Origin of the sequence: Janthinobacterium sp. 35, assembly GCF_002754575.1 — a bacterium.
Lineage (GTDB): Bacteria > Pseudomonadota > Gammaproteobacteria > Burkholderiales > Burkholderiaceae_D > Janthinobacterium > Janthinobacterium tructae.
In genome coordinates this window covers 4595177-4619795 of the sequence record NZ_PEFN01000001.1, presented here as the reverse complement: position 1 = coordinate 4619795, position 24619 = coordinate 4595177, and the positions used below count along the sequence as shown (strand labels likewise).

22 protein-coding genes are annotated in these 24619 nt (G+C 62.3%); 7 read left to right on the top strand and 15 right to left on the bottom strand.

Annotated elements, in window-relative coordinates:
• Positions 1-158: 158 nt before the first annotated feature.
• Positions 159-1382, top strand: coding sequence for an MFS transporter (locus tag CLU93_RS20595; protein ID WP_099763099.1), 1224 nt, complete (start codon positions 159-161; stop codon positions 1380-1382).
• Positions 1383-1473: 91 nt separating this feature from the next.
• On the opposite strand, the gene CLU93_RS28260 is transcribed toward CLU93_RS20595, so the two are convergent.
• The 3 genes from CLU93_RS28260 to CLU93_RS20580 form a co-directional block, all read right to left on the bottom strand.
• The gene (locus CLU93_RS28260; RefSeq protein WP_180287895.1) at positions 1474-2025 is read right to left on the bottom strand and encodes a cyclophilin-like fold protein; all 552 of its coding nucleotides are present in this window, start codon (positions 2023-2025) and stop codon (positions 1474-1476) included.
• A gap of 20 nt (positions 2026-2045) precedes the next feature.
• Complete coding sequence (locus CLU93_RS20585; protein ID WP_218968390.1) at positions 2046-3167, bottom strand: MFS transporter; 1122 nt, start codon at positions 3165-3167, stop codon at positions 2046-2048.
• Between the two features lie 102 nt (positions 3168-3269).
• On the bottom strand, positions 3270-4307 hold the full coding sequence (locus CLU93_RS20580) for an alpha/beta hydrolase (RefSeq protein WP_218968389.1): 1038 nt from the start codon (positions 4305-4307) through the stop codon (positions 3270-3272).
• Between the two features lie 278 nt (positions 4308-4585).
• Here CLU93_RS20580 and CLU93_RS20575 point away from each other — a divergent pair, with 278 nt between their 5' ends.
• Positions 4586-5479: a LysR family transcriptional regulator gene (locus CLU93_RS20575; RefSeq protein ID WP_099763095.1), complete on the top strand. Its 894-nt coding sequence runs from the start codon at positions 4586-4588 to the stop codon at positions 5477-5479.
• Between the two features lie 17 nt (positions 5480-5496).
• Here the strand turns inward: CLU93_RS20575 and CLU93_RS20570 are convergent, their stop codons facing one another.
• The 4 genes from CLU93_RS20570 to CLU93_RS20555 all read right to left on the bottom strand — a co-directional run bounded on the left by CLU93_RS20570 (position 5497) and on the right by CLU93_RS20555 (position 10374).
• Positions 5497-7314, bottom strand: coding sequence for a DUF4153 domain-containing protein (locus CLU93_RS20570; protein ID WP_099763094.1), 1818 nt, complete (start codon positions 7312-7314; stop codon positions 5497-5499).
• 479 nt (positions 7315-7793) lie between these two features.
• Positions 7794-8444, bottom strand: a complete 651-nt coding sequence (locus CLU93_RS20565; protein ID WP_099763093.1) for a choice-of-anchor C family PEP-CTERM protein — start codon at positions 8442-8444, stop codon at positions 7794-7796.
• Between the two features lie 152 nt (positions 8445-8596).
• Positions 8597-9091 carry a ribonuclease E activity regulator RraA gene (gene rraA / locus CLU93_RS20560; RefSeq protein WP_099763092.1) on the bottom strand — a complete coding sequence of 165 codons (495 nt, stop codon included), beginning with the start codon at positions 9089-9091 and terminating at the stop codon, positions 8597-8599.
• A gap of 32 nt (positions 9092-9123) precedes the next feature.
• Positions 9124-10374 (bottom strand): MFS transporter, encoded by a 1251-nt coding sequence (locus CLU93_RS20555; protein WP_180287894.1) that lies wholly within the window; start codon positions 10372-10374, stop codon positions 9124-9126.
• A gap of 100 nt (positions 10375-10474) precedes the next feature.
• Between CLU93_RS20555 and CLU93_RS20550 the strand changes: the two genes are divergently transcribed.
• Positions 10475-11275 carry an AraC family transcriptional regulator gene (locus CLU93_RS20550; protein WP_180287893.1) on the top strand — a complete coding sequence of 267 codons (801 nt, stop codon included), beginning with the start codon at positions 10475-10477 and terminating at the stop codon, positions 11273-11275.
• A gap of 112 nt (positions 11276-11387) precedes the next feature.
• On the opposite strand, the gene fliD is transcribed toward CLU93_RS20550, so the two are convergent.
• The 4 genes from fliD to alr all read right to left on the bottom strand — a co-directional run bounded on the left by fliD (position 11388) and on the right by alr (position 16118).
• The gene (fliD, locus tag CLU93_RS20545; protein ID WP_099764510.1) at positions 11388-12773 is read right to left on the bottom strand and encodes a flagellar filament capping protein FliD; all 1386 of its coding nucleotides are present in this window, start codon (positions 12771-12773) and stop codon (positions 11388-11390) included.
• A gap of 232 nt (positions 12774-13005) precedes the next feature.
• Positions 13006-13326, bottom strand: a complete 321-nt coding sequence (locus CLU93_RS20540) for a PilZ domain-containing protein (protein ID WP_257225035.1) — start codon at positions 13324-13326, stop codon at positions 13006-13008.
• A 261-nt stretch (positions 13327-13587) separates the two neighbouring features.
• Positions 13588-14964, bottom strand: coding sequence for a DNA repair protein RadA (gene radA, locus CLU93_RS20535; protein ID WP_099763088.1), 1377 nt, complete (start codon positions 14962-14964; stop codon positions 13588-13590).
• Between the two features lie 74 nt (positions 14965-15038).
• Entirely contained in the window at positions 15039-16118 is a 1080-nt protein-coding gene (gene alr / locus CLU93_RS20530; RefSeq protein ID WP_099763087.1) for an alanine racemase, read from the bottom strand.
• Between the two features lie 247 nt (positions 16119-16365).
• Here alr and lplT point away from each other — a divergent pair, with 247 nt between their 5' ends.
• A complete protein-coding gene (gene lplT / locus CLU93_RS20525) occupies positions 16366-17628 on the top strand; it encodes a lysophospholipid transporter LplT (protein ID WP_071076427.1) in 1263 nt (420 codons plus the stop codon).
• Between the two features lie 37 nt (positions 17629-17665).
• On the opposite strand, the gene CLU93_RS20520 is transcribed toward lplT, so the two are convergent.
• From CLU93_RS20520 to tsaB, 4 genes are read right to left on the bottom strand one after another with little or no spacing between them, the layout of a single operon-like run.
• Entirely contained in the window at positions 17666-18592 is a 927-nt protein-coding gene (locus CLU93_RS20520) for a DUF1853 family protein (RefSeq protein WP_099763086.1), read from the bottom strand.
• Positions 18585-19448: a uracil-DNA glycosylase gene (locus CLU93_RS20515; RefSeq protein ID WP_099763085.1), complete on the bottom strand. Its 864-nt coding sequence runs from the start codon at positions 19446-19448 to the stop codon at positions 18585-18587. The genes CLU93_RS20520 and CLU93_RS20515 overlap by 8 nt, the downstream gene beginning before the upstream one ends.
• Complete coding sequence (rimI, locus tag CLU93_RS20510; protein ID WP_099763084.1) at positions 19445-19954, bottom strand: ribosomal protein S18-alanine N-acetyltransferase; 510 nt, start codon at positions 19952-19954, stop codon at positions 19445-19447. Before rimI ends, CLU93_RS20515 begins: the two co-directional genes overlap by 4 nt.
• The gene (tsaB, locus tag CLU93_RS20505) at positions 19951-20676 is read right to left on the bottom strand and encodes a tRNA (adenosine(37)-N6)-threonylcarbamoyltransferase complex dimerization subunit type 1 TsaB (RefSeq protein ID WP_180287892.1); all 726 of its coding nucleotides are present in this window, start codon (positions 20674-20676) and stop codon (positions 19951-19953) included. Before tsaB ends, rimI begins: the two co-directional genes overlap by 4 nt.
• Positions 20677-20862: 186 nt before the next feature.
• On the opposite strand from tsaB, the gene dapC reads away from it, so the two are divergent.
• The 3 genes from dapC (at position 20863) to CLU93_RS20490 (ending at position 24607) form a co-directional block, all read left to right on the top strand.
• Positions 20863-22092 carry a succinyldiaminopimelate transaminase gene (dapC, locus tag CLU93_RS20500; RefSeq protein WP_099763083.1) on the top strand — a complete coding sequence of 410 codons (1230 nt, stop codon included), beginning with the start codon at positions 20863-20865 and terminating at the stop codon, positions 22090-22092.
• 17 nt (positions 22093-22109) lie between these two features.
• The gene (gene dapD, locus CLU93_RS20495) at positions 22110-22937 is read left to right on the top strand and encodes a 2,3,4,5-tetrahydropyridine-2,6-dicarboxylate N-succinyltransferase (protein WP_086145961.1); all 828 of its coding nucleotides are present in this window, start codon (positions 22110-22112) and stop codon (positions 22935-22937) included.
• A 122-nt stretch (positions 22938-23059) separates the two neighbouring features.
• Positions 23060-24607: an FAD-dependent monooxygenase gene (locus tag CLU93_RS20490; RefSeq protein ID WP_099763082.1), complete on the top strand. Its 1548-nt coding sequence runs from the start codon at positions 23060-23062 to the stop codon at positions 24605-24607.
• Positions 24608-24619 lie beyond the last annotated feature (12 nt).

Genomic DNA, 24619 nt, shown 5'->3' with positions numbered 1-24619 from the left:
TCCTTACATACGTAGCGCATGATTGTTTACATACAGTGCGTATGAATATATACTTATTCATACGCGATGTATGTATTATCACTGCGACGTGTCTCCATTGCAAGCTGGGCATGCCGGCACAAACCATTTTTCGCATGATCGAATGAAGGATATTACCCATGAGTACGTCTCCCTGCGCCGCAACAGAAACCGCTGTCCGTCACCCGTGGCTGGCGGTCACCGCCATAGGCATGGCCACCTTCTCGGTAGTGACGACGGAAATGCTTCCCGTCGGCCTGTTGACGCCGATAGCTGACACGCTGGACACCTCCACCGGAACCGCCGGCCTGATGATCTCGTTGCCAGCATTGCTGGCGGCCTTGTTCGCGCCGCTGCTGGTGATCGCATCGGGAAGCCTGGACAGGCGCAAAATTCTCTGTGGTTTGCTGAGTCTATTGGTGATCGCGAACCTTGCCTCGGCATTGGCACAAAACATGGCGTGGATGCTGGCTGCACGTGTTCTCGTCGGTTTTTGCATGGGCGGCATCTGGGCCATTGCCGGCGGGCTGGCTGCCCGCCTTGTTCCGGCACCCTCGATCGGTGTGGCAACGTCGATTATCTTCGGCGGAGTAGCGATCGCTTCTGTGCTGGGCGTGCCGCTTGGCGCACAACTCGGCGACGTTGCAGGATGGCGCTGGGCCTTTGGCGCCATGGCGCTGTTGAGCGGCCTGGTACTGGCGCTGAATCTGGCCGTCATGCCAGCGCTGCCTGCTGCCAGTGCGGCGACCTTGCGCCAATTCGGCAAGCAGTTGCGCAACCGGCAATTGCAAGCGGGGCTGCTTCTGACCCTGTTGCTGGTGACGAGCCATTTCGTGGCCTTCACCTTTGTGCGTCCGTTGTTGCTGTCAGTGTCGGGGTTTGATGCGCAATGGCTGGGCGCACTGCTGTTCTTCTATGGCTTCGCAGGCATCATTGGAAACTTCCTGGCCGGTGCCGTTGCGGTGCGGCGCACGGCGCCCACCATCATCGCCATCTCGGCTGGACTGCTGCTCACGCCGCTACTCTTCCTGGCGCTCGGCGACTCGCGCAGCGGCGGCGGCGCGGTGTTGCTGGCCTGGGGACTAGCTTACGGTGGCGTGTCGGTCGGACTGATGACCTTGATGATGAAGGCGGCGCCCCGGGCCGTGGAAATAGTCGCCGCGCTGTATGTGGGCGTATTCAACGTTGCCATTGCACTCGGGGCATGGGCCGGCGGACAGGCCGTCGACGGGCTGGGCCTGTCCGCCAACCTCTGGCTCGCCGCAGGATTCGCCGCTGCTGCCTTGCTGCTGTCGTTCAGGATCCGCTTTGTTGAACACGCCATGAAGGCTGCCGGCAAGCAGCTTGGCTCGGCAACGGATTGACGGAATACAGTCTGTCATGAAAGCTTCTGGCGGCTTGCCGTCGCTGCCGGGTTCCGCCCCGAAGCGGTCATTGTGCAAGCCTTGTGGGCGTTCATTTATATTTAAGAAACTGGACCCTAACGCCGTGCTCGCCCAGTGCATGGGCCAGCCCAAGCGGATTTGCCACGCCACCAACGTTTGAGTAGGAATACGGTGAAGTAAATGCCTGATAGAAGATAACCAAGGTCTTCGAGCCGTACAGCAAGAGGTCGCCATTGCTGATCATTTCCATCCTGGTTGCGTTAGCCGGCAGCGCCTTTTGCAGCTCTGCATGCTTCTCGTTTCCGTTGAGTTCGGCCATATCCAGCGTCAGCGGCAGCATCTTGGCAAAGGCTTGCCCAGTCGCGTTGTCGGACAAGGTGACGACGAAGCAACGTTCTCCAACGATCATCCACATGCGCGACTCCTCCGGCTTCAGAGGTACCGCAGCCGCGGAAGAAGCGCATGGCACGCAGGCAGATTGCTGTCGGGCTTCGCAAGCGCCGAGGAAGAGCAGGCCAAGCAACAGGCCCAGTCCATGCAGGCGATCAGATAGGCGGCGTTCGCTCTTGCCGGCCACTGGATGCCGTGCGCCGTTACGAACCGCTGGCTTGCGCGCAGTCATTGCTTGCTCCGGTGCATGGATCAGCTTGCCCGCAGCGCTAGCGCACGCGAGGTCAGAATGGCGGCCAGCAGCAGTACGGCCGCACTGGCGATGAACGTGCTCTGGTATCCACTCCTGTCGAACAGCAGACCGCCGAGCGTGGAACCGAGGGCGATGGCGAGTTGTACGACGGCCACCATCAGCCCGCCACCCGCCTCTGCATCCCGGGGCAACGTCGTCGCCAGCCATGACCACCAACCCACCGGCGCGGCGGTCGCGACAACGCCCCAGATGCCCAGCAGTACCGTCACTGCAGCAACCTTGCTGCCGAAGAGGGGCAGCGCCATGGCGATCAATGCCATCAGGACGGGAATGGCAACCAGCGTCCGGGGAAAATTCCACTTCAGGAACTTGCTGATGACGGTAGTGCCGATAAAGCCGCCTGCGCCAATCGCCAGCAGTATCAGCGACAGCGTGGATATGTCTACGCGCGTCACGCTTTCAAGGAATGGACGCAAATAGGTGAACAAGGCAAACTGTCCCATGAAAAAGGTGCTGACAGCGAGCATGCCCAGGGCAACCTTCGGGTCCCGCAGCAGTCTGAAGGCGTTGCGCGAAGCCGCCGGGCCAGCCTGTCGCGGCATGGAAGGCAGGCTGATCGACTGCCAGACAAAGGCAATCAAGGCCACTGGCACCAGGCAAAAGAAAGCACCACGCCATCCGATGACAGAACCGAGGTAACTGCCCAGGGGCGCGGCGACGACGGTCGCCAGCGCATTGCCGCCATTGAAGATGGCCAGCGCGCGCGGCACCTGATGGGAAGGCACCAGGCGCATCGCGGTGGCGGCCGACAAAGACCAGAAGCCGCCAACCACCACGCCGATCAGCGCACGTCCCACCATGTACAGAAGATAGTTCGGCGCCATCGCGACGACGGCCCCGGAAGCGGCCATCAGTGCGGTCAGCCCCAGCAGGAGCGTCTTGCGGTCCATGTTGCCAGCGATGGTGGAAATCGACAGGCTGGTGAGCACGGCGAAGGCGCCGGAGATGGCAATGCCCTGCCCTGCCAATCCTTCGCTGACGAGTAGATCCCTCGCCATGGGCGTCAACAGGCTGACGGGCATGAATTCCGAGGCGATCAGCGCGAAAACGCACAGTGTCATGGCGAAGACGCCGCCCCACATGGCCGCCTGCGTACCGGCGTCAGCGCGCCCTTGCACGCCATCCGGGATCGTGCTGCTTATTGGTGCTGTCATGGTATGGACCTATGCCAGATTCTTGTGGAAGAATGCATTCAGCTTCGCCCAAGGGATGAGTTTCACCCGGTCATACAGATCAACGTGCCCCGCGCCTGGCACGATCACCAGTTCCTTGGGCTGGGCCGAAAGCCGGTATGCCTCTTCGCTGAATTCCCGGGAATGCGCCTGGTCGCCCGTGATGAACAGCATGGGACGAGGGGAAATCGTCTCGATGTCGTTGAATGGATAAAAGTTCATGAACTTGACGTTGCTGGCCAGCGTCGGGTGCGTCGTCAGTTCGCGCGACGACCCTGCCGGGGTGAACTCTCCGCGCGCGGTGCGATAAAAGTCGTAGAACTCGCGCTGGATCGGATGCGTATTGCCATCGAGTTTGTGCACGGTTCCGCCGGTGTACTTGATGGTGCCACCGGTAAATTCCACATAGCGCTGTTGCGCCGCCTCGGCAATGATCTGCTTGCGTTGCTCCAGCGTCTGCGAATGGTGCAGCGCATTGCGGTTGGCAGCGCCCATATCGTACATGCTGACAGTGGCAATCGCCTTCATGCGCGGATCGATCTTGGCGGCACTGATGACGAAACTGCCGCTGCCGCAAATGCCGAGAACGCCGATCCGTTCCCTGTCGACGAATGGCTGGGTACCCAGATAGTCTACCGCCGCGCTGAAGGCTTCGGCGTAGATATCCGGCGCTACGGCATTGCGCGACTGGCCGGCGCTTTCGCCCCAGAACGACTGATCGATGGCCAGGGTGACGAAACCCTGCTCGGCCAGTTTCTGCGCGTACAGATTCGAGCTTTGCTCCTTTACCGCGCCCATCGGGTGGCCGATGATGATCGCGGGATGCCTGGCATTGCGCTTGAGATCCTTGGGCGTGAAAAGATTGCCGACAAGCTGCATCTGGTACTGGTTGTTGAAACTGACCTTGCGCGCAGTGACTGTCGCGCTCCTGTAGAAGTTGTCAGCGTTGTTGGACATGTCCGGCACGGGCTTGTTATCGGCGGCGAACGCCGAACTGCCGGCAACGGAAAGGCTGCCCAGCACGGCCATGCCGGAGCCGGCAGTCTTTAAGAAATCACGGCGTGCTACATCATCTATGGTCATGTCTGTTTCTCCAGTTCGTTCGGTATGGGGCACGTTGTAGGTGTTGACGTGCATCGTACGTCGCGCTTAACGCGGCTGCGCACCGAAATCTCGAACAGGTATATGTGTGACAGCCATGAATGTTGTGTATATTTATATTGAAAATCGCACACTTCACTTGCTATCATCTGTCGCAAGGCAACACCACGGGATACCCTTAACAACCGGTTTCAGGAATTATTCACATGGCCAGAGATAATATTATTGATATTCTTATATTTTTCGAGGTCGCTCGCCAACGCAGTTTCACCCGTGCCGCCATCAAGCTGGGCATGTCCCAATCCACTCTCAGTCACATCATTCGGGATCTGGAAGCCCGGCTGGGCGTGCGGCTGCTCAATCGGACGACCAGGAGTGTTTCGCCGACCGAGGCAGGCGAGCGCCTGCTGACCAATGTCGCGCCGCGGCTTGAGGAGGTCCATGCCGAAATCGCCGCTGTCAGCGATTTGAATGGCAAGCCGGCGGGCACTGTGCGCATCACCGCCATCGACCATATTATTGATACCCTGCTGTGGCCAAGGCTGGCGCCGGTGCTGCCTCACTATCCCGACCTGCATATCGAGATTCAATCAGATTACAAGCTGATCGATATCGCGGCGGACCGCTATGACATCGGAGTGCGTTATGGAGATCAGGTCGAGGAGGACATGATTGCAGTCAGGCTCACGCCGGACATTCCTACCATGATCGTTGGCTCGCCTGACTACTTCTCCTGGCATTCGCCACCAGTCAACCTGCAAGATCTCATGAAACATAATTGCATCACGCTGCGGCTCGCAGGCAGTGGCGGCATTTATGCGTGGGAGCTGCAGCATGATGGACGCAACGTGGAAGCACGGGTGAGCGGCCAAGCCGTATTTACCAGCGCCGTGCCCATGGTACAAGCGGCCTTGAGCGGCAATGGCCTGGCGTTCGTCACGGAAGACCTGGTGGCGGAGCACATACGTGAAGGCCGATTAATCAGCGTCATGAAAGACTGGTGTGGAAAGTTTCCTGGCCTCCATGCCTACTATCCCAGCCGCCGCCACGCATCGAGGGCGCTACGCATTGTTGTAGAAGCTATCCGTCACAAGGAGTAATTTCCTCTCCCTGCCATTTATGGGCCCGGCACCGTCTCATCCGGGCAGCTGACCTCGTCCTCTGGCGTATATAAAGTCATCGGCACGCGCTGGCCGTCGACTTCCAGCTCGCGCACCTTTGGCGGCACCAGCTGGAACTCGCCCGCCTGCAGTTTCTCGCGCAGCGGTTTGCAGCGCAGGGCGTCCACAGGGATTTGCCCGCGCGCGGTCCAGCTGCCATCTTCCTTTTCCGCCAGCAACACCGACGAGGCGCGCGGGTCATTGCTGATCAGCAGCACGTCCTCTTTGCCATCGCCATCGAAATCGAGCAAATACGCATCGCATTGTGGCCCCGCCCGCTTCAAGCAGGCGGGCAGGCGCCAGGCCGGGCTCACTTGTGTCCAGTCCTGGCGCAGGAAACTGTCCGGCAACTTCGCCGTGGCCGGGCGCAGGGTCAGGTTGATCGACACGTCGCTCAGCGCGCCCGTCTCGTCGAGGCGGTTCTGGCGCTTGAGCATGGCCTCGGCGCGGGCCCGCACGATGGCCGCATCCGGCCCCGTCGTGCGTTTGCTCAATTCCTGCAGGGCCGCCTGGCCATAGCGGGCGCCCTGGAAGCGCAGGTATTCAAAATCGAACTTGTCCACGCTCACTTTACCGCTGTCCAGGCGCGCCATCTGGCTGGCCACGGAAATGCGCGCCGGGTCCGCCAGCGGCGAGAACAGCGCGAACAGCACCAGCAGGGTGACAAAGGCGGTGGCCACGTTGACGTTGGCGATCAGGTGCAGCCAGTCGCCATACTTGCTGGCCGCCCAGGCATAGCCGGCGGCGTAGCAGGTGGCGACCAGCAGGCAGGCGGCGGCGATCAGGCGATCGGCCGTCCAGCCATGCGACATCACGCGCAGGGTCAGTGCATAGATGGCGATGCCCACCACCCACGGCAGCAGCAGACAGGCCAGGCGCGTGCCCAGGCGGATGCCGCGCGCCACGCCATGGCCCACTTCGCCATTCTGGAAGGCGGCATTGATCAGCACCACCAGCACGCCGGCCATGCCCAGCAGCACGGAGGCCGCATGGCGCGTGGCCCACAGGCGCTCGAAGCCGATGAAGGGCAGGGTCAGCAGGAAACCGGAGACGAGCACGGCGGCAATCGGCATCAGCCACGACAGCAGCACCAGCAACAGGGTGCGGATGCCGCGCACGATGGACGGGCGCACGTCGGTGATATGGATGGCGAACGAGAACGCGAAGCAGATGACGGGAATCACGAACCACGCCTGGCTCAGCAATTTTTTCAGGAAACTGAGCTTGATCAGCAGGAACAATTGTCCGCCCAGCCACAGCACCAGCCACAGGCCCAGCACGAACAGCAGGGAAAACAGCAGCTGGATGCCGAGCTTCCAGGCGATTTCAAAATACGTGGGATAGCGGGCGATGCGCTGGCCATCCTGGGCGCCGGCCAGCACCAGCGCGTGGGCGATATACAAACCGACCACGCAAAAACCGAACAGCTGGGCGGAAATGACGCGCAGCGGCGCACCGGGCTTGTAATTGCCCCAGATCACGTGTTCCGCGCCGCGCGCCACGTCATGCCAGGCCAGCACGGCCAGCACGACGGCCGCGCCGGCCATCCACAGGCCGATGCGCTTGGCCGACATGTGGCCCAGGCTGGACACCAGCAGGATGGGCAACAGCAGGCTGATCAGCATCAATGGCCCCAGCAGGTAGGCTTCCGTGGCGGGCCACACCTTGTCTTGCGCCGTGCTGTACAGCCAGTACAGCAGCAAGCCTTGCAGCAGGCCCGTCACCAGGCGCGTCACCGCGATGCGCGGCGCCACCACCGGATCGAGCAACGCCATTTTTTTTCCTGCGGCATCCTGCTGCATAGTCATCCTCTTAATAGTCGTTCATTGCAGTCATTGCTGTACTGCGAGCACGGCCATTATTGCATTTCGTTATCGTCATCTCAACAGCGATTCGTGCGGCCGCCCTCCCCGCGCGCCTTCGCCGGGGGGCAATGGCAGGCTTTGCACCCGGCCCCAGGCCAGTTCCGGCACGAAGAGGGGCAGCGGCACGCCGCCCAGGGAGACGTTGAGGGAACTCAGTTGCTCGCGCAGCAGAAAAAAGTCGACGGCGTGGCGAACGCGGCCTTCATGAGCACAGCATCAATGGCGCTGGCGCGCGAGCTGCTTGACATCGATGCGCGCATCGCGGGATTGACGCAGTTGCGCGGCGGCGTGTCCGTTACGGGGAGAGACCGATGCAGCGCAACTACACCTGGCGTAAAAAAACCGCCTGTGCATGGCAGCAGGCGGTTTGATTGCGGACAAAACCAGACTTACTTGGCGGCCTTGCGGCGGCGCAGGAAACCCATCAGGCCCAGGCCAGCGAGCAGCATGGCGTAGGTTTCCGGTTCCGGCACGGCGGTCATCACGGACACGTTGTCGATCACGGCGCCCGAGAATTTGTCGAGCGGCGTGCCGGCCTTGGCGGCGCTGGCAAACGACAGGGTCGCCAGGCCAGTGGTGGCAGCCGTGAAGCTCAGGGTATTGCTGCTGTACAAGGTGTTCGAGGCGGCAGCCGTCGAGTAGAAATTGCCTGCCGCGCCACCGAAGCTGACGGCCACGCCCTGGCCTGCGGGGCCGCCGGAATTGCGCGCCATGTCAAAGCTCAGGTTATACGTCTGGCCGGCAATGACACTGAAACTTTGCGAGAGGAAACCTGGACCAGGTGTGCCCAGCATATCGACGCTGTAGCCATCGATGGCATTGTAGGCATTGCGGATCAGGTCGACGGAACTGGCGCCCACGGTCCAGCCCGTAAGGGCCGACGAACCGCTGTTGATGACTTTAAAACCGCTGTTGAAGGTATAGCCGGTAGCGACCGTTTCAAAATTGCCATTCGTGATCAGGTTGACGGGGCTGGCGCTGGCGCTGGCGGTGCCGGCTGCAAACAGAGCGACAACTGCTGCGATGGTGGCGATTTTCATGGTCTGACTTCCTTGCTTTGTTGATATTAAAGTTACCTTAAGTGAAATCATATCTCAGCCATGATGAAAATCAAAGAACTTTGCAAAAATATATTTAACGTGGGCAATATGCAACGCCTTCCGGCACACTTCCCGTCCCGGAGGAGAACATTTCAATCGAGTTCCTGGCGCGCCACCAGGATGCCATCCGCATCGGCGTAGATCCAGTCGCCCGGATGCACGGCCACGCCGCTGAGCTGCACGCGCACGTCGCGCTGGCCGGCGCCCGTCTTGTTGCTCTTGCGTGGATGCGTGGCCAGCGCACGCACGCCAATTTGGCAGACATTGATTTCCTCGCTGTCACGGATGCAGCCATCGACGACGATGCCGGCCCAGCCGTTGCTCTCCGCCAGCACGCCCAGCTGGCCGCCCACCAGCGCGCGGCGCAGGCTGCCGCCGCCATCGATCACCAGCACATGGCCCTGGCCCGGCGTTTCCAGGGTGCTGCGCACGAGGGCATTGTCTTCGAACACTTGCAAGGTGGTGGCCGGGCCGCTGAAGCGCGCGCGCTGGCCAAAAGCGCGGTACACGGGCGGCAGCACGGCCAGGGTGCCATCGTCCAGCATGGCTGCATGGTCGTCGCACAGATCGGTGGTGGCAAAGGTCATGGGAACTCCTTGAGTGGCAGATGGCAACGATTCTATGCCTTTTGCAGCGCCGCGGCGCGTGTTTTACCGCCCACGCCCACGGCCGTGGCAATCGCCAGCGCCTGGAATACGCCGATGAAGACGAACAGCAAGGCCGGATGGTCGCCATCCATCAGCGCGCCAAAGAACAGGGGCCCCACGGCCAGGCCGCTGTCGAGGCCCGAATACACGACGCCATACACGCGCCCGGTGGCATTCTTCGGTGCCGCCGCGCGTATCATCAGGTCGCGCGACGGCCCCGCCACACCGGACGTCAGGCCGATGGCACCCATCAGCAGCACTGCGCCCCAGGCCGGCACGACGGCCATGGCCAGCAGCACGGCCAGCAGCGCGGCGGCGGAAAAGGCGATCGCCACGTTGCGGTCCGGCTGCTTGCTGCGCGCGCCCACCACGCCGCCGGCCAGCATGCCCACGGCCGAGGCCAGCATGTAGGCCGTGTAGGCGCTGGTGGCCAGCGCCAGGCTCATGCCGTACAGCTTGACCAGGGCCACGCTGGCAAAGCTCTGGATGCCGCCCAGGGCGATTGCGGTAATGAAGAAGAAGGCAAAACACATCCACACGGCCGGCAAACGCAAAAAGTCCAGCGTGCCTTCGCCGCCGCCCGCCTGGCCCGGCACAGCCTTTTTCAACGGCTCGGGACGGATGGCGTGGCGGTTCAAAAACAGGATCAGCAGCACGCCGAACGGCAGCACGGCCGCGCACTGCAGCGCGATTCTCCAGTCATACTGGGTGGCAACATACGTCATGAACAGGGGCGCCAGGGCCCAGCCGATGTTGCCGCTGATGCCATGCACGGAAAAGCCGTAGGCCACGCGGGCCGCCGAGACGCGCTGGTTGAGGATCGTATAGTCGGCCGGATGGAACACGCTGTTACCCATGCCGGCCAGCATGGCGCCCAGCATCAGCGCCGCATAGCTGTGCGCGGTGGACAGGGCCAGCGCCGACACGCCCAGCAAGAATATGCCGGAAAACAGTACGGCGCGGGCACCGAAGCGGTCGACGACAAAGCCGGCCAGCGCCTGCCCCACGCCCGAGATGATGAAAAACACCGTCATCAGCAAGCCCAGCTCCGCATACGACAGGCCAAAGGCGGGCTTCAGCCAGACGAACAGGGCCGCGAGGATCAGGTGGTAGAAATGCGAAATGCCATGCGCCAGGCCCACCAGGGCGATGACGCGCGCGTCGCTGCGCAAGGTTGGCGGTGACTGCGGTGGCACGTGCCTTGCCGAGTTAGTTGTTATCATGTCATACCCTGTCTTATACTGGTGAAGCTCAAGTGTATGCAAAATACTATCGCCTGTTTTCCGACAGAACGACATAATTTATCGAATTAAGGCCAAGCTGATGGGTGTACCTATCCTCCACCATACCCGCATGTGTCCGCCAAGGGAGGCGCCCAGTGCGACCATCCCCGTGACCATGGTCGCGCGCGACCTGCAACCCGATGAATTTTTATTACCGCACAGCCACCACTGGGGCCAGGTGACGATGGCACTCGAAGGCGTGCTGCGCATTACCGCCAACAACAGCAGCTGGGTGCTGCCGCCCATGCGCGCCATCTGGATCGCGCCGAACGTGGAGCATGCCGTCACGATACTGGAAAAAACCCGCTTGCGCCCCCTGTGCATCCATGCCGCGCGCGCGCCGTTCGCGGGCCGCGACTGCAAGGTGCTGGAAGTGTCGAACCTGCTGCGCCAGCTGATCATGGCGCTGGAACAGCTGGACCCGGGCCAGGAGCCGGCGCGCGAGGCGCTGCTGGCCGAACTGATCCTCGACGAGCTGAAACGCTCGGACACGCGTCCCATCCGTGTACCCTTGCCCAGCGACAAGCGCCTGAAGACCCTGTGCGACAGCCTGATCGACAAGCCCGGCTTGAACCAGACGCTGGAACACTGGGCGCAGCAGGTCGGCGCCTCGGAGCGTACCCTGGCGCGGCTGTTCGAACGGGAATTGGGCATGAGTTTTGGCCAGTGGCGCCAGCAGGTGCGCCTGGCGCACGCGGCGCCCCTGATCGCGCGCGGCGTGCCGCTGTCGCAGGTGGCCGAAGAGCTGGGCTACGCCAGCCAGTCGGCCTTTTCCGCCATGTTCAAGAAGACTTTCGGCAGTTCGCCATCGGCCTTCTTTGCGCAGGGCGACAGAATCTAGCCAACTGGAAAGCGCGCCGATACAGCGCTCAGGGCAAGGCGCAGCGCCGCAGGCAGTACGCTAGTACGGCAAGGCGGTGCAACGCCGCCATGGGCGCTTTAGCGGTGCGCCCTTAAGCCATGAAGTCGAAGAGCGAATTTTTGCCCGTATAACCCGGCAAGGCCGAGTTCGTGCCCATCTGCTCCTGGGCCGAATACGCCTTCACCAGCGCCTGCGCCTGCGCCGTCAGCGCCTTGGCCAGCACGGCTTTCTTGTTGTTCAGCGTGGTGATGTCCTTGCCCACCGATTGCACTTCCTTGCGAATGATGCTCGTTTCGCCCGTCAGTTCACCGATCTTGCTGGAAAACTGATCCGCCACGCCCTTGCCGTTATTCGTAAACAGCTTGCTGACGGCGTCCGGATCGGCGGCGATGGCGGCCTTGAGTTTTTTATCGTCGAGTACCAGCTCGCCGCCCTTGCCCAGGGTCACGCCAGCGCTGGCCAGGATGGAAGCGGGCACGCCCGTGCTGGCGGTGCGCAGCACTTGCTCCATCTGCGAACGCACCTGGCCCAGGGCCGTATCGGATTTCAAATCGCCCTGCTGCAGGCTCTGCAGCTTGCTGTTGAGCTCATTGTAGGCCGTGACGAAGCTGGCCACGTTGCTGGCGATCTGGCTGCTGTCCTTGGCGATGACGAGGTCCGTCGTGCCTGTTTTCTTCAATTCGATGGTGGTGCCCTCGACGGCCGTCGTCAGGGTATTCGTGGCACTCTTGATGTCCTTGCCGTCGACGGTGAGCAGCGCATCCTGCGCGGCGGCCGTCTGCTGCAAGCCCTTGCCGGCACCAGGCGCATAGCTGAGCAGGTTGCTGACGGCCGCGTCGCCGGACACGCTGATGCGCATGCTGCTGTCGGCGCCGCTCTTGCCGTTCAGGGCCAGCGCATAGCCATCCGGCCCCTTCACCACGCTGGCGTCGATGCCCTGCTGCTTGAGCGCGGCGGCGATGCCGTCGAGGCTATTGTTGCTGCTGTCTATCGTCAGCGAAATGACCTTGCCGCTGCCGGGGGTAAATTGCTTGCCGTCGGTCGCGCCCACTTCGATCTTGACCAGCGCGGGCGCCCCCGTGCCGATCGCTGCACTCGAGGTTTTCTGCGCGCCGCTGACCAGTGTCTGTCCCTGTGCCAGCTGCTTGACGTTCAATGCATAGCTGCCGCTGACAGCCTTGTCGGTGGTGGTGGCGCTCAGCACATCCTTGCTGCTGGAGGTGGCCGAAGTGGCCAGGCCGCTGCCGGCCATGTTCTTGGCCACAGTCTGGAATTTCGCCAGCGCCGATTGCAACTGGCCCAGGCCCGAGAACTTGGCCTGGTCGCGCGCCAGGCTGGCATTGAGCTTGACGACGCCCGTGTTCTGCGACTGCATCTGGCGCTCCACCTTCGCATACACATCGGCCGAGATACTACCCTGCGTCGTCTGTTGCGTGTTGTTGGTGTAAGCCTTGCTGTTGATGGTCGAATTAAACATGGTGGGCATTCCCGTCGGGTGTAAGGTCATGGCACACGGTTCAGGTCATGACCGCGCGCTGCGCTGAAAACGGACAGCAAGCGCGCGTGGCGCGGCAAGGTCCCTCTTCTGGTTGATAATTATGCAGTATTACCGGAATATCAAAACAGCGAACAGAACAAGTTTTTCCTGACTGCAAACCCATATGCACCATGATAGCGCATTTCATGTGCCACCCCTCTGCGGGCATGCCTCAGCGCATGAATTTCGAAATGGCGCTGCTGACAGCCATGTCCAGTTGCAGGAAAGTGAGTCCCACCTTGAAACCTGCACTGCTGAAAATGCAGTGCGAGACAGACGCGCGCGCCTCGATAATGTGTGCCGAGCCATCGTAAAACAACTCGAACAGCACCTTGCCCTGCTTGCCTGTCGGCACCGGTTCCGCGATGACGGCCGCCATGCCGCCCGGCCCCACATCGAGGGTGCGCGCCGCCACCGGGCCCGCGCCATCCATTACCAACATTGCCTTGGCACGCAATATCTTGCGTGCGCCCTGCCTTTGTTCAACTGACACTGTATTCCGCTTCTCTAACTATGCATTGTCGATGCGAACTCGCTGCGCGAATCCATCGGACGAATATTATAGTTCCAAACGGAAATTCCGTTTGACTTGTCTCAAGCTTGGCATTTACACCATACCAAGTTGAGCCCTGGAACACCGAACAAAACCGTAGCGAGCGGCAGTGATTTGTGGCCGAGAAGCGCAACCGTACTTTAGTACGGTGAGCATCGCCGGCCGCAAAGCGCGACGCGCAGCAGGTTTGGTTCGGTGTTCTTACTCCAGGTCGCGCAGTTTGTTAAACGCCTCGTCGATGCGTTCGACGCCGATAACCTTGAGGCCCTCGATGACTTGCTTGGGCAGGTTGGACTTCGGCACCACGGCCAGGGTAAAGCCCAGCTTGGCCGCTTCGCGCAAGCGTTCCTGGCCGCGTGGCGCAGGACGGATTTCGCCGGCCAGGCCCACTTCGCCAAACACGACCAATCCCCGCGGCAAGGGTTTGTTGCGCATCGACGAGTTAATCGCCAACAACACGGCCAGGTCGGCCGCCGGTTCCGTAATCTTGACGCCGCCGACGGCATTGATGAACACATCCTGGTCAAACGCGGCGATGCCCGCGTGGCGGTGCGCCACGGCCAGCAGCATGGCCAGGCGGTTCTGCTCCAGGCCGACAGACAGGCGGCGCGCATTCGGCAAGTGGCTGGTATCGACCAGGGCCTGGATTTCCACCAGCAGCGGACGCGTGCCTTCCTGCGTCACCATCACGCAGGAACCGGGCACCTGGTTGTCGTGCTGCGACAGGAACAGCGCCGACGGGTTCGACACCCCTTTCAGCCCCTTTTCCGTCATGGCGAACACGCCCAGCTCGTTGACGGCGCCGAAACGGTTCTTGATGGCGCGCACCAGGCGGAAGCTGGAATGGGCGTCGCCCTCGAAATACAGCACCGTGTCGACGATGTGTTCGAGCACGCGGGGACCGGCCAGCGCGCCCTCTTTCGTCACGTGCCCCACCAGGATGATGGTCACGCCCGTCTGTTTGGCCGCGCGCGTCAGCTGCGCCGCGCATTCGCGCACTTGCGCCACGGAACCGGGCGCCGAACTGAGCGCGTCGGAATACACGGTCTGGATCGAATCGATCACCACCACTTCCGGCTTCAGGTCAGCCAGGGTGCCGAGAATTTTTTCCAGCTGGATCTCGGCCTGCAATTTGAGTTCCTTGGCATCGATGACGAGACGCTTGGCGCGCAGGGCGATCTGCGCGCCGGATTCCTCGCCACTGACATACAGCACGCGCTTGTGGTGCGACATGTTGGCCAGCGCCTGCAGCAGCAGGGTCGACTTGCCGATGCCGGGATCGCCGCCGATCAGCACCACGCCGCCCGCTACCATGCCGCCGCCCAGCACGCGGTCGAATTCTTCGATGCCCGTGCCGAAGCGGGGCACGTCGATGGCATCGATATCGTCGAGCGACAGCACGGGCGCCGTCTGCGCCAGCGACATGTGCTGCGGGTTCGAATAGCGGTTGTTGCCGCCCGTCTCGGGCAGGGTTTCCACCATGGTGTTCCACTGGTTGCACGAGGTGCATTGCCCCATCCATTTATTACTGATGGCGCCGCAATCGCTGCAGGTATAGATGGTCTTGACTTTTGCCATGGTGTACTTTGCTCAGGTAAAATGAAACAGCTGGTTATATATACAGTATATACAAACCGCGCTGCCGCGTCACCCTACGCTTCGCTCACCGGTACGCGCGGCGCCAGCGCGCACATCAGCTCGTAGCCGATGGTGCCGGCGGCCAGCGCCACCTCGTCGATCGGCAGGCCCTGCCCCCACAAGGTTACATTGCTGCCGACCCGCGCACCGGGCACGTGCGTCAGGTCGACCATCAGCATGTCCATCGAGACCCGGCCGATGAGCCCCGTGCGCACGCCGTCGACCAGCACGGGCGTGCCTTCGGGCGCATGGCGCGGATAGCCATCCGCATAGCCGCAAGCCACCACGCCCACCTGGATATTGCCGGCCGCTTCGTAGCGGCTGCCATAGCCCACCACTTCGCCAGCGGCGATATCCTGGATGCCGATGATGCTGCTGCGTAAGGTCATGGTGGGCAGCAAGCCGAACGCCTGCGCCGACGTGCCGCTGGGCGTGCCGCCATACAGCATGATGCCGGGGCGCACCCAGTCGCTGTCCAGATGGTGCAGCAGCAAGCCGGCCGAATTGCACAGGCTGCGCGGCAAGGCCGCATCTATACTGGCCGCGCCCGCTTCAAAACGCAGCATCTGCTGGGACAGTGGCAAGCGCGTGGGCGCCGCCTCGTCCGCATTGGCGAAATGCGTCATCAGGGTGATCGTGCCGATATGCGGCATGGCGCGCAGGCGCGCATACGCAGCCGCCACGGCATCTGGCGTAAAACCCAGGCGGTTCATGCCCGTATTCATCTTCAGATGCACATCGATGGCGTGCGGCAAGCGCGCCGCTGCCAGCATGGCGATCTGTTCTTCGCAATGCACGCTGCCATTCAAGCCATATTGCGCCATGACCGGCAGATCGCTGGCGTCGAAAAAGCCTTCCAGCAGCAAGATGGGCTTGGTCCAGCCCAGTTCGCGCAAGCGCACGGCGTAATCGACCTCGACCAGCGCCAGGCCATCGGCGTCGGCAAAGCCCCGCATGGCCCGTTCCAGACCGTGGCCATAGGCATTCGCCTTGACGACGGCCCACACCTTGGCGCCGCGGGCGCAGGCGCGCGCGCGCGCCAGATTCTGTTGCATGGCATCCAGATGGATGGTGGCGATGAGGGGCCTGGGCATATGCGTCGTTCACGGCGGGTGGGAAAGCCGTATTTTACCGGATGCACAGTAAGCGGACACTGCAGGCGCCCACGATCATGTGCAGAGGACATCATTTATAAAATGCTCACATCTATGTGTATTTTTCTACGGCAGAAAAATTAAGCTTCGCTTAGGCAAGACTATGCAAAGCGACCCCGCCCAAACTTGGGGTTTGCCGTTTTTTCGTGGTATAAAGCAAGCCAGATATGATTTCAGGCAATCCAGAATGAATCGTGGTTTTTATACCATCATGGCGGCGCAGTTCTTTTCCTCGCTGGCAGATAACGCCCTCTTTTTTGTCGCCGTCGATTTATTGGTGTCCATGAAATCCCCGGCGTGGATCACGCCGCTGCTCAAATTGTCGTTCGTGCTGTTTTACGTACTGCTGGCCGCTTTTGTCGGCGCCTTCGCGGATGCATTGCCGAAAGGCAAGGTCATGTTCATCGCCAACATGGTCAAGATCTTCGGCTGCGCCCTCGTCTTCTTCCATGTGCACCCCTTGCTGGCCTACGCCGTCGTCGGCTTCGGCGCGGCCGTGTATTCGCCCGCCAAGTACGGCATCCTGACGGAACTGCTGCCGCCGGAAAAGCTCGTCGCGGCGAATGGCTGGATCGAAGGCTTGACCGTCACCTCCATCATCCTCGGCACCGTCATGGGCGGCGCGCTGGTCAGCGGCCACGTGTCCGACATGCTGCTGTCGATCGACATCCCGCTGATCGACACGGGCATCGCCAACAAGACGGAAGCGGCCCTGTGCGTGGTGGTAGGCATTTATGTGCTGGCAACCCTGGCCAACCTGAAGATTCCCGACACGGGCTGCGTGTATGCGCATCAGGAACGCAATCCTATCAAACTGATCACCGATTTTGCCAATTGCTATTCCATCCTGTGGAAAGACAAGCTGGGCCAGATCACCCTGGCCGTGACGACCCTGTTCTGGGGCGCTGGCGCCACCTTGCAACTGATCGTGCTGGAATGGGCCAAGCAGTCGCTGAACATGCCGTTCGACAAGGCCACCAGCCTGGTGGGCGTGGTCGCCATCGGTGTGGCCGCCGGCGCCGTGCTGTCGGCACGTTTCATTCCGCTGCGCAAGTCGCTGACCGTCATTCCGCTGGGCATCGCCATGGGCGTGATCGTCATGATGATGACGCAAGTGCACTCCGTGTGGATCGCCTACCCGCTGCTGATACTGATCGGCGCCCTGTCCGGCTTCTTCGTCGTGCCCATGAATGCCCTGTTGCAACACCGCGGCCACGTCCTGATGAGTGCGGGCCATTCCATCGCCGTGCAGAACTTCAATGAAAACCTGTCGATTCTCACCATGCTGGCCGTGTATTCCATCATGATCCGCCTGCACCTGCCGCTCAATATCATCATCACCCTGTTCGGCCTGTTCGTCGCCGGCACCATGTACATGATCATGCGCCGGCACAAGCTGAACCAGCTGGAACACGACAGTCTGTCCTTGATCGGCGAGCATAAGCATTAACGGTGGTGTCGGATTACGCGCTACGCGCTAATCCGACCTACGCAGGTAGCGTGCCTGCCAGCCGCCGTGCGGCGGCCTGCTCCGTCCAGTCATGGGGCACGACAAAACCGCGCGTGCGCTCCACTTCCCAGCCTTCGACATGGTCCACCGTGGCCACCATCACCGGTTGCGCCAGATCAGACAACTGCGCGCGCAAGGCCTCTACCTCCAGCACTGCCACCTCGCGCCCCTTGAACGGCGCCAGCCATTGCAATCGCGGCAGCACTGCATAGCGCTGCGCCGGCAATTGTGTTGGGGTGCACCAGAAGCCGTGTCCATGTTCCTGGGAAATACCGTCCAGGGAGGGCGTGGCGTCTGGAGCATAAAACAGCCAGCCCTTGACCAGCGCCTGCGCCGCGCGCACGGGCTGCGCCAGCAAGCTTTGTGCAGCCGGATGGCGAGACAAGGCCAGTTGCTTGTCGAGAATCTTGCGCATCTTCAATCCCAAGGTGTCGGCCAGGTTGGGGCCGATCAAGTGGTTGAAGACACCGGGATCGGGCGCGCCTTCCAGCAGGTAGAACTTGGTCGCGAATTCCCAGTGCAGCAACTCATTCCCGTCACGCAGCAGGAAGTCGAACTCGCCCACCGTATCGTTGCGGTTCACCTGCACTTGCAAGCCATGCGCAGCGAGCACGCCGTGCTGCTCAAAATAAAAGGCCAGCAGCTTTTCAGCGTACAGGCCCAGGCGGGAATAAAATTTCGGCCCCAGCGCCGCATCGAGCGGCGACGGGTCATCTTGCAGCGCCCCCAGCCATGCCGCCACGGCAGGCGTAACGGAAGGCAAGCTGGCGATGCGCCCGCCCCAGTGGGCGCTGGCCGGGTCCAGCAAGTCGGGCGAGTCGAGCAGCCAGGCCAGCGCACGCACGCGGGGGTGCGTCAGATGGCCCCAGCGGCGCTCGAAGCGGACCTGAAATGTGTCAACCACCGTGCGTGCTTTTCGCCAGGCACAGGTCGGCCCAGGCACGCGCCTTGGCCTTGCCCGTCCCGTCCTGCAGCATTTGCTCTGGGTGGAAGGTGGCCACGACGGACACGCTGCCCAGCTGGCGCACTTTGCCGCGCACGGGCTTTTCACCGGGATTGATGCCGGCAGCGGCCATGGAACCGAGGGTGACGATGGTGCGCGGTTGCAGCAGGGCCAGTTCGCGCTCGAAATACGGGCGGCAGGCGGCCGACTCGGATTCGGTGGGCAAGCGTTCCTGCCCCGCCTCGTCGAGCGGACGGCATTTCAGCAAGTGCGTAATATAGACATCGCGGCCCGCCTCGAGGCCGATGGCTTTGAGCATATTGTCGAGCAATTTGCCCTGCTCTCCCGGCAAGGCGCGCCCTTCCCGTTCTTCCAGGCGCGACGGACTGCTGGCCAGCATCAGCCAGGCGCCCTGGCGGTCGCCACGGCCCATGACGACGCCCTTGCGCGTCTTGCACAAGTCGCAGCGCGCGCATTTCGCCACGGCGGCAGTCAAGCCATCCCAGTCGAGGGTGGCGATATCGGCGTCGCTCAGCTGCCTGGCCGGTGGCGGCGCGGGCGCATCGTCGAACCAGGCCGTGTCGTCAGGGACTGGCGTAGCGGCAATGGCGACAAATGCCTCGGCTTCCACCTCGGCAAGCACTTCAACTGCGGCAGCAGGTGCAGGCGCAGGCGCAGCAACCTCGGCCACGGCCACCTCCATGGCAGCCACGGCGACGGTCTCAACGGCGTCAACCGCCTCGGGTGCGGCGCCCTGGCGCAAGCGCCACAGGGGGCCGACGCCCATTTCATCGAGGAAAACGGCGCTGCGGTTCATAAGGTATAACGCATCACGATGGCGTCCTCACGTTGCGAGTTGGCCGCCGGATAGTATCCCTTGCGCCGGCCGATCTGTTCAAATCCATAACGCTGATAAATATCGAGCGCGCGCGCGTTCGACGGGCGCACTTCCAGCAGCATCGATTCCATGCCCAGCTGGCGCGCGCAGGCGCAGGATTGGTTCAGCAGGAAGCGACCCAGCCCCTGGCCCTGGATGGCGCCCTCGACGGCCACATTCAGCAAGTGCGCCTCGTCGACCACCAGCATCAATAAAAAGTAGCCGAGCAGGGTGCCGTCCACGTCACGCAGCACCCAGGCCGGGTAGCCGCTCTTGAGCGAATCGACGAAGTTGCCGTGCGTCCAGGGATGCGGATACACGCGCTGTTCCAGCGCCAGCACCTCAGCCAGGTCCGCTTCGAGCATCGGCTGATAGTCGAGGCGCAGCAAGTCCCAGCCTGCCGCGCTGTCGTCCTGCGTCACTGCGTCCTTGCCCTCCTCCATCATTGCGCCGACTCCGCAGCGGCCTTGGCCAGTTGCATCTCGTGCCGTTCCGCGCTCGTATAGGCGATCTTGTTGCGCAAATACAAAGGCTGCGCCTCGGCCGCCGTTACGAACTGACCGGCCGCAAAGGCGATGCGCGCCAGCTGCGCCACTTGCACGGCGTGCGGCATGATGGCGGCGTCAGCCGTGGCGGCGCACGGCAACGCGGCCAGCGCTTCGGCGTAGGCACCAAAACCGTTGCCGCAGCCGACGACGTCGCCTTGCGGCGCCACGCCGGCCGGCGCGCTCAGAGCCGGCGGCAGGACGGCTTGCAAGCCATTTTGATATTCATATTGCGCCCAGTACACTTCGCCCATGCGGGCGTCGAGCACGGTCACGATGTGTTGCGCGCCATGCTGCTGGTGGCACGCGAGCGCCATGGCGTCGAGCGTGACGACGGGCACGACAGGCAGCTTGGCGCCATACGCCAGGCCTTGCGCGATGCCGCAGGCCGTGCGCACGCCCGTAAACGAGCCGGGGCCGGAGCCGTAAGCGATGGCGTCGACGTCGGCCAGGGTCACGCCCGCTTCGGCCAGCAATTCCTGCACCATCGGCAAGATCGACTGGGAATGCGTGCGCACGCCTGACGAGGCGCGGGACAGGATGACATCGCCGCGCAGCAAGGCGCAGGAAGCGAGTTCGGACGAAGTTTCAATGGCAAGCAGGGTGGGAAGTAAGATAGGCATGGCGTATTTTACCTTGCCAGGCCCGGGAGCGGCACGCCGTGCAGGCCAACAACAGCCCACTTGCACAGCCCGTGCGTGAGGACGGCTATAATAAAAGGCTAAGCTGATTGCTTGACTGGCGTCATTGCGCCATGCCTGGCAATCTATACGCGACACTATCACCCCACTCTTGCCCTGGTCCGCTCCGTGAATCCACTTCTTGCCAAACTGCAACCATATCCATTCGAAAAGCTGCGCCAGTTGTTTGCCGGCGTGACGGTCAACCCCGAGTATGCGCCCATCAGCCTGGGCATGGGCGAACCCAAGCACCCGACGCCAGCCTTCATCGAGCAGGCCTTGGTCGACAATATCCACGGCCTGGCCAGCTATCCGACCACCATCGGCTCGGAAGCCTTGCGTACCGCCATCGCCGGCTGGCTGGAACGCCGCTATGGCATCCCCAAACTCAATCCTGCCACGCAAATCCTGCCCGTGAACGGTTCGCGCGAAGCGCTGTTTGCGCTGGCGCAAACGGTGATCGATCCGTCGGCCGGTTCGCTGGTGATCAGCCCGAATCCGTTTTACCAGATCTATGAAGGCGCGGCCTACCTGGCCGGCGCCGAACCGTATTTCGTCAATTCCGACCCGGCACGCAATTTCGGCTGCGACTACGACGCGGTGCCCGCGTCCGTGTGGGAAAAGGTCAAGCTGCTGTTCCTGTGCTCGCCCGGCAACCCGACGGGCGCCGTGCTGACCCTGACGGACTGGGAACACCTGTTCGCCCTGTCCGAGCGCTACGACTTCGTCATCGCCGCCGACGAGTGCTATTCCGAAATTTACCACGGCGACACGCCCCCGCTGGGCGCGCTGCAGGCGGCGCACATGCTGGGCCTGTCCACGATCGAACGTCCGTATGCGCGCCTGGTGGTGTTTTCCAGCCTGTCGAAGCGCTCGAACGTGCCGGGCATGCGCTCGGGCTTTGTCGCCGGCGACGCCGAAGTGCTGAAAAAATTCCTGCTCTACCGAACCTACCACGGCGGCGCCATGAGCCCCGCCGTGCAGGCGGCCTCCGTCGCGGCCTGGAACGACGAAACCCATGTCGAGGAAAATCGCGCCAAGTACCGCGCCAAGTTCGACGCCATCACGCCGCTGCTGCAAGCGGTGATGGACGTGCAATTGCCGGACGCCGGCTTCTACCTGTGGGCCGACGTCAGCCGCACGGGACTGTCCGACACCGAATTCGCGCAGCGCCTGTACGCCGAATATAATGTGACGGTATTGCCTGGCAGCTATCTGGCGCGCGACGCGCACGGCATCAATCCGGGCCGCAACCGCATCCGCATGGCCCTGGTGGCCGAAACGGCCGAAGGGCTGGAAGCCGCATTGCGCATAGTAAAATTCTGCCAGCAGCTTTCCGCATCCGCATCAACCAACTAAATAAACAAGACATCATCATGAGCCAACAACTGCAAACCATCATCGACCAGGCCTGGGAAAACCGCGCCGAGATCAATCCGCGCAACGGCACGGCCGAACTGCGCGACGCCGTCTCCCACGTCATCAATGGCCTGGACAACGGCAGCATCCGCGTGGCGGAAAAAACCACGGGCGACTGGGTTGTCAACCAGTGGGTCAAGAAAGCCGTGCTGCTGTCGTTCCGCCTGGAAGACAACGTCGTCCTGCCATCCGATGGCACGATGCAGTTCTATGACAAGGTGCCGACCAAGTTCGCCAACTACACGGCCGAAGACTTCGCCAAGGGCGGTTTCCGCGTGGTACCGCCAGCCGTTGCCCGCCGCGGCAGCTTCATCGCCAAGAACGTCGTGCTGATGCCGTCCTACGTCAACATCGGCGCCTACGTCGATGAAGGCGCCATGGTCGATACCTGGGCCACCGTCGGCTCCTGCGCCCAGATCGGCAAGAACGTCCACCTGTCCGGCGGCGTCGGCATCGGCGGCGTGCTGGAACCGATGCAAGCGAACCCGACCATCATCGAAGACAACTGCTTCATCGGCGCCCGCTCGGAAATCGTCGAAGGCGTGATCGTCGAAGAAAACTCGGTCATCTCGATGGGCGTGTACATCGGCCAGTCGACCAAGATCTACGACCGCGCCACGGGCGAAGTGACCTACGGCCGCGTGCCAGCCGGTTCCGTCGTGGTCTCGGGCAACCTGCCTTCGGAAGATGGCAAGTACTCGCTGTACTGCGCCGTCATCGTCAAGCGCGTGGATGCAAAAACCCGCGCCAAGACCGGTATCAACGAACTGCTGCGCGGCATCTAATTACTGCGCCGCAAGGCGCACGCCGCACCATGAATGTCCCGCTTCGGCGGGACATTTTCATTTCTGGCGAGCAACGTCAATCGTCCCGCCCCCGCTTCTCATCCTGTCCTATACTGGATGGCATGAATACTCCTCCCGTATTGATCGTCGGCGCCGGTCCTACCGGCCTCATGCTTGCCCTGCGCCTGACGCGCCATGGCGTAGCTTGCCGCATCATCGATAAAAACAGCGGCCCCGGGCAGGCGTCGCGGGCCATGGCCGTGCATGCGCGCACCCTGGAGTTTTACCAGCAGCTGGGCTTTGCCGACGAACTGGTCAGCCTGGGCATCAAGATCAATGCCATGCACATCCACGAAGGCGGCGAGGAGCTGGTGAAACTGGCGCTGGGCGAGATCGGCGAAGGCCTGAGCCCCTATCCTTTCGTGCTGAGCCTGCCCCAGGACGAGCATGAACGCTTTCTCATCAGCAAGCTGGCGGCGGCCGGCGTGCACGTGGAATGGAACGTCACTTTGGACCTGTGGACGCAGGACGATAGCGAAGTGCAAGCCATTCTACTGAAAGATGGCGAACGCCAATATTGCACGTTTGACTATATCTGCGGCTGTGACGGTGCCCGCAGCAAGGTGCGCGAGATCGCCGGTGTCGACTTTTCCGGCGGCACCTACGACCACCTGTACTACGTGGCCGATGCGCAAGTGACCGGCAGCAATACGGATTTGCACGCCCACCTGGGCGCGAACGCATTTGCGCTGATGTTGCCCGTGCGCACCAGCGGCATGCAGCGCCTGATCGGCATCCTGCCCGACCGCGCCGATGGCGCGCCGGCGCCCGTGTTTGACGATGTGCGCGAACAGGTACAAACCCTGCTGGGCATCCAGGTCGAGCAGGTGAACTGGTTTTCCACCTATAAAGTGCACCACCGCGTGGCGGCGCAGTTTCGCGCGCGGCGCTGCTTCATCCTCGGCGACGCGGCCCATTTGCACAGCCCCGTGGGCGGCCAGGGCATGAACACGGGCCTGGGCGACGCCGTCAACCTGGCCTGGAAACTGGCGCAAAAGCTGCATGGCCAGTGCAACGACGCCCTGCTCGACACCTATGAAAGCGAGCGCATCGTGTTTGCCCGCAAGCTCGTCGCCACCACCGACCGCGCCTTCCAGGCCATCGTCGCGCAAGGCATGGCCGGGCAATTCCTGCGGCGCTGGCTGGTGCCGCACGCGCTGCCCTTCCTCTCGGGCTTCGAACGGGCGCGCCGTTTGCTGTTCCAGACCGTGTCGCAAATCGAGATCAGCTATGAAGACAGCGCCCTGTCCGCGGGCCATGCGCAGTACCTGCGCGGCGGCGACCGCCTGCCGTGGTTCTCCGATGGCACGCAAGACAATTTCACGGCCCTGCGCAGCATGGAGTGGCAATTGCACATCTATGGCGAGCCGGCGCCCGAACTGTTGAACGAGGCGCGCGTGCTGAAACTGCCCGTGCATTGCTACACCTATAATGTGGCCGCCAAGCTGGCCGGCCTTGGGCGCGACGCAGCCTACCTGGTGCGCCCCGACGGCCACATCGCGCTGGCCCTGCACCTGCAGGAAAGCGGCGCCCTGCGCGCCCTGGCCTTGCGACTGGGCCTGCATTTCGGTCCGGCGGAGACAGGCAAGACGGCGCCACGGCCTGTGTAGGGGAAATCACTG

Excerpts from the sequence above, each read along its gene's own strand:
- CLU93_RS20580 (WP_218968389.1), bottom strand. The coding sequence starts at position 4,307 with ATGGCCGTGCTGGGCAGCCTTTCCGTTGCCGGCAGTTCGGCGTTCGCC.
- tsaB (WP_180287892.1), bottom strand. The coding sequence starts at position 20,676 with ATGCCTATCTTACTTCCCACCCTGCTTGCCATTGAAACTTCGTCCGAA.
- CLU93_RS28260 (WP_180287895.1), bottom strand. The coding sequence starts at position 2,025 with ATGACTGCGCGCAAGCCAGCGGTTCGTAACGGCGCACGGCATCCAGTG.
- radA (WP_099763088.1), bottom strand. The coding sequence starts at position 14,964 with ATGGCAAAAGTCAAGACCATCTATACCTGCAGCGATTGCGGCGCCATC.
- CLU93_RS20550 (WP_180287893.1), top strand. The coding sequence starts at position 10,475 with ATGGGTGTACCTATCCTCCACCATACCCGCATGTGTCCGCCAAGGGAG.
- CLU93_RS20555 (WP_180287894.1), bottom strand. The coding sequence starts at position 10,374 with ATGATAACAACTAACTCGGCAAGGCACGTGCCACCGCAGTCACCGCCA.
- CLU93_RS20515 (WP_099763085.1), bottom strand. The coding sequence starts at position 19,448 with ATGAACCGCAGCGCCGTTTTCCTCGATGAAATGGGCGTCGGCCCCCTG.
- rraA (WP_099763092.1), bottom strand. The coding sequence starts at position 9,091 with ATGACCTTTGCCACCACCGATCTGTGCGACGACCATGCAGCCATGCTG.
- CLU93_RS20565 (WP_099763093.1), bottom strand. The coding sequence starts at position 8,444 with ATGAAAATCGCCACCATCGCAGCAGTTGTCGCTCTGTTTGCAGCCGGC.
- CLU93_RS20570 (WP_099763094.1), bottom strand. The coding sequence starts at position 7,314 with ATGGCGTTGCTCGATCCGGTGGTGGCGCCGCGCATCGCGGTGACGCGC.
- CLU93_RS20575 (WP_099763095.1), top strand. The coding sequence starts at position 4,586 with ATGGCCAGAGATAATATTATTGATATTCTTATATTTTTCGAGGTCGCT.
- dapD (WP_086145961.1), top strand. The coding sequence starts at position 22,110 with ATGAGCCAACAACTGCAAACCATCATCGACCAGGCCTGGGAAAACCGC.
- CLU93_RS20490 (WP_099763082.1), top strand. The coding sequence starts at position 23,060 with ATGAATACTCCTCCCGTATTGATCGTCGGCGCCGGTCCTACCGGCCTC.
- fliD (WP_099764510.1), bottom strand. The coding sequence starts at position 12,773 with ATGTTTAATTCGACCATCAACAGCAAGGCTTACACCAACAACACGCAA.
- lplT (WP_071076427.1), top strand. The coding sequence starts at position 16,366 with ATGAATCGTGGTTTTTATACCATCATGGCGGCGCAGTTCTTTTCCTCG.
- rimI (WP_099763084.1), bottom strand. The coding sequence starts at position 19,954 with ATGATGGAGGAGGGCAAGGACGCAGTGACGCAGGACGACAGCGCGGCA.
- CLU93_RS20595 (WP_099763099.1), top strand. The coding sequence starts at position 159 with ATGAGTACGTCTCCCTGCGCCGCAACAGAAACCGCTGTCCGTCACCCG.
- CLU93_RS20585 (WP_218968390.1), bottom strand. The coding sequence starts at position 3,167 with ATGACACTGTGCGTTTTCGCGCTGATCGCCTCGGAATTCATGCCCGTC.
- alr (WP_099763087.1), bottom strand. The coding sequence starts at position 16,118 with ATGCCCAGGCCCCTCATCGCCACCATCCATCTGGATGCCATGCAACAG.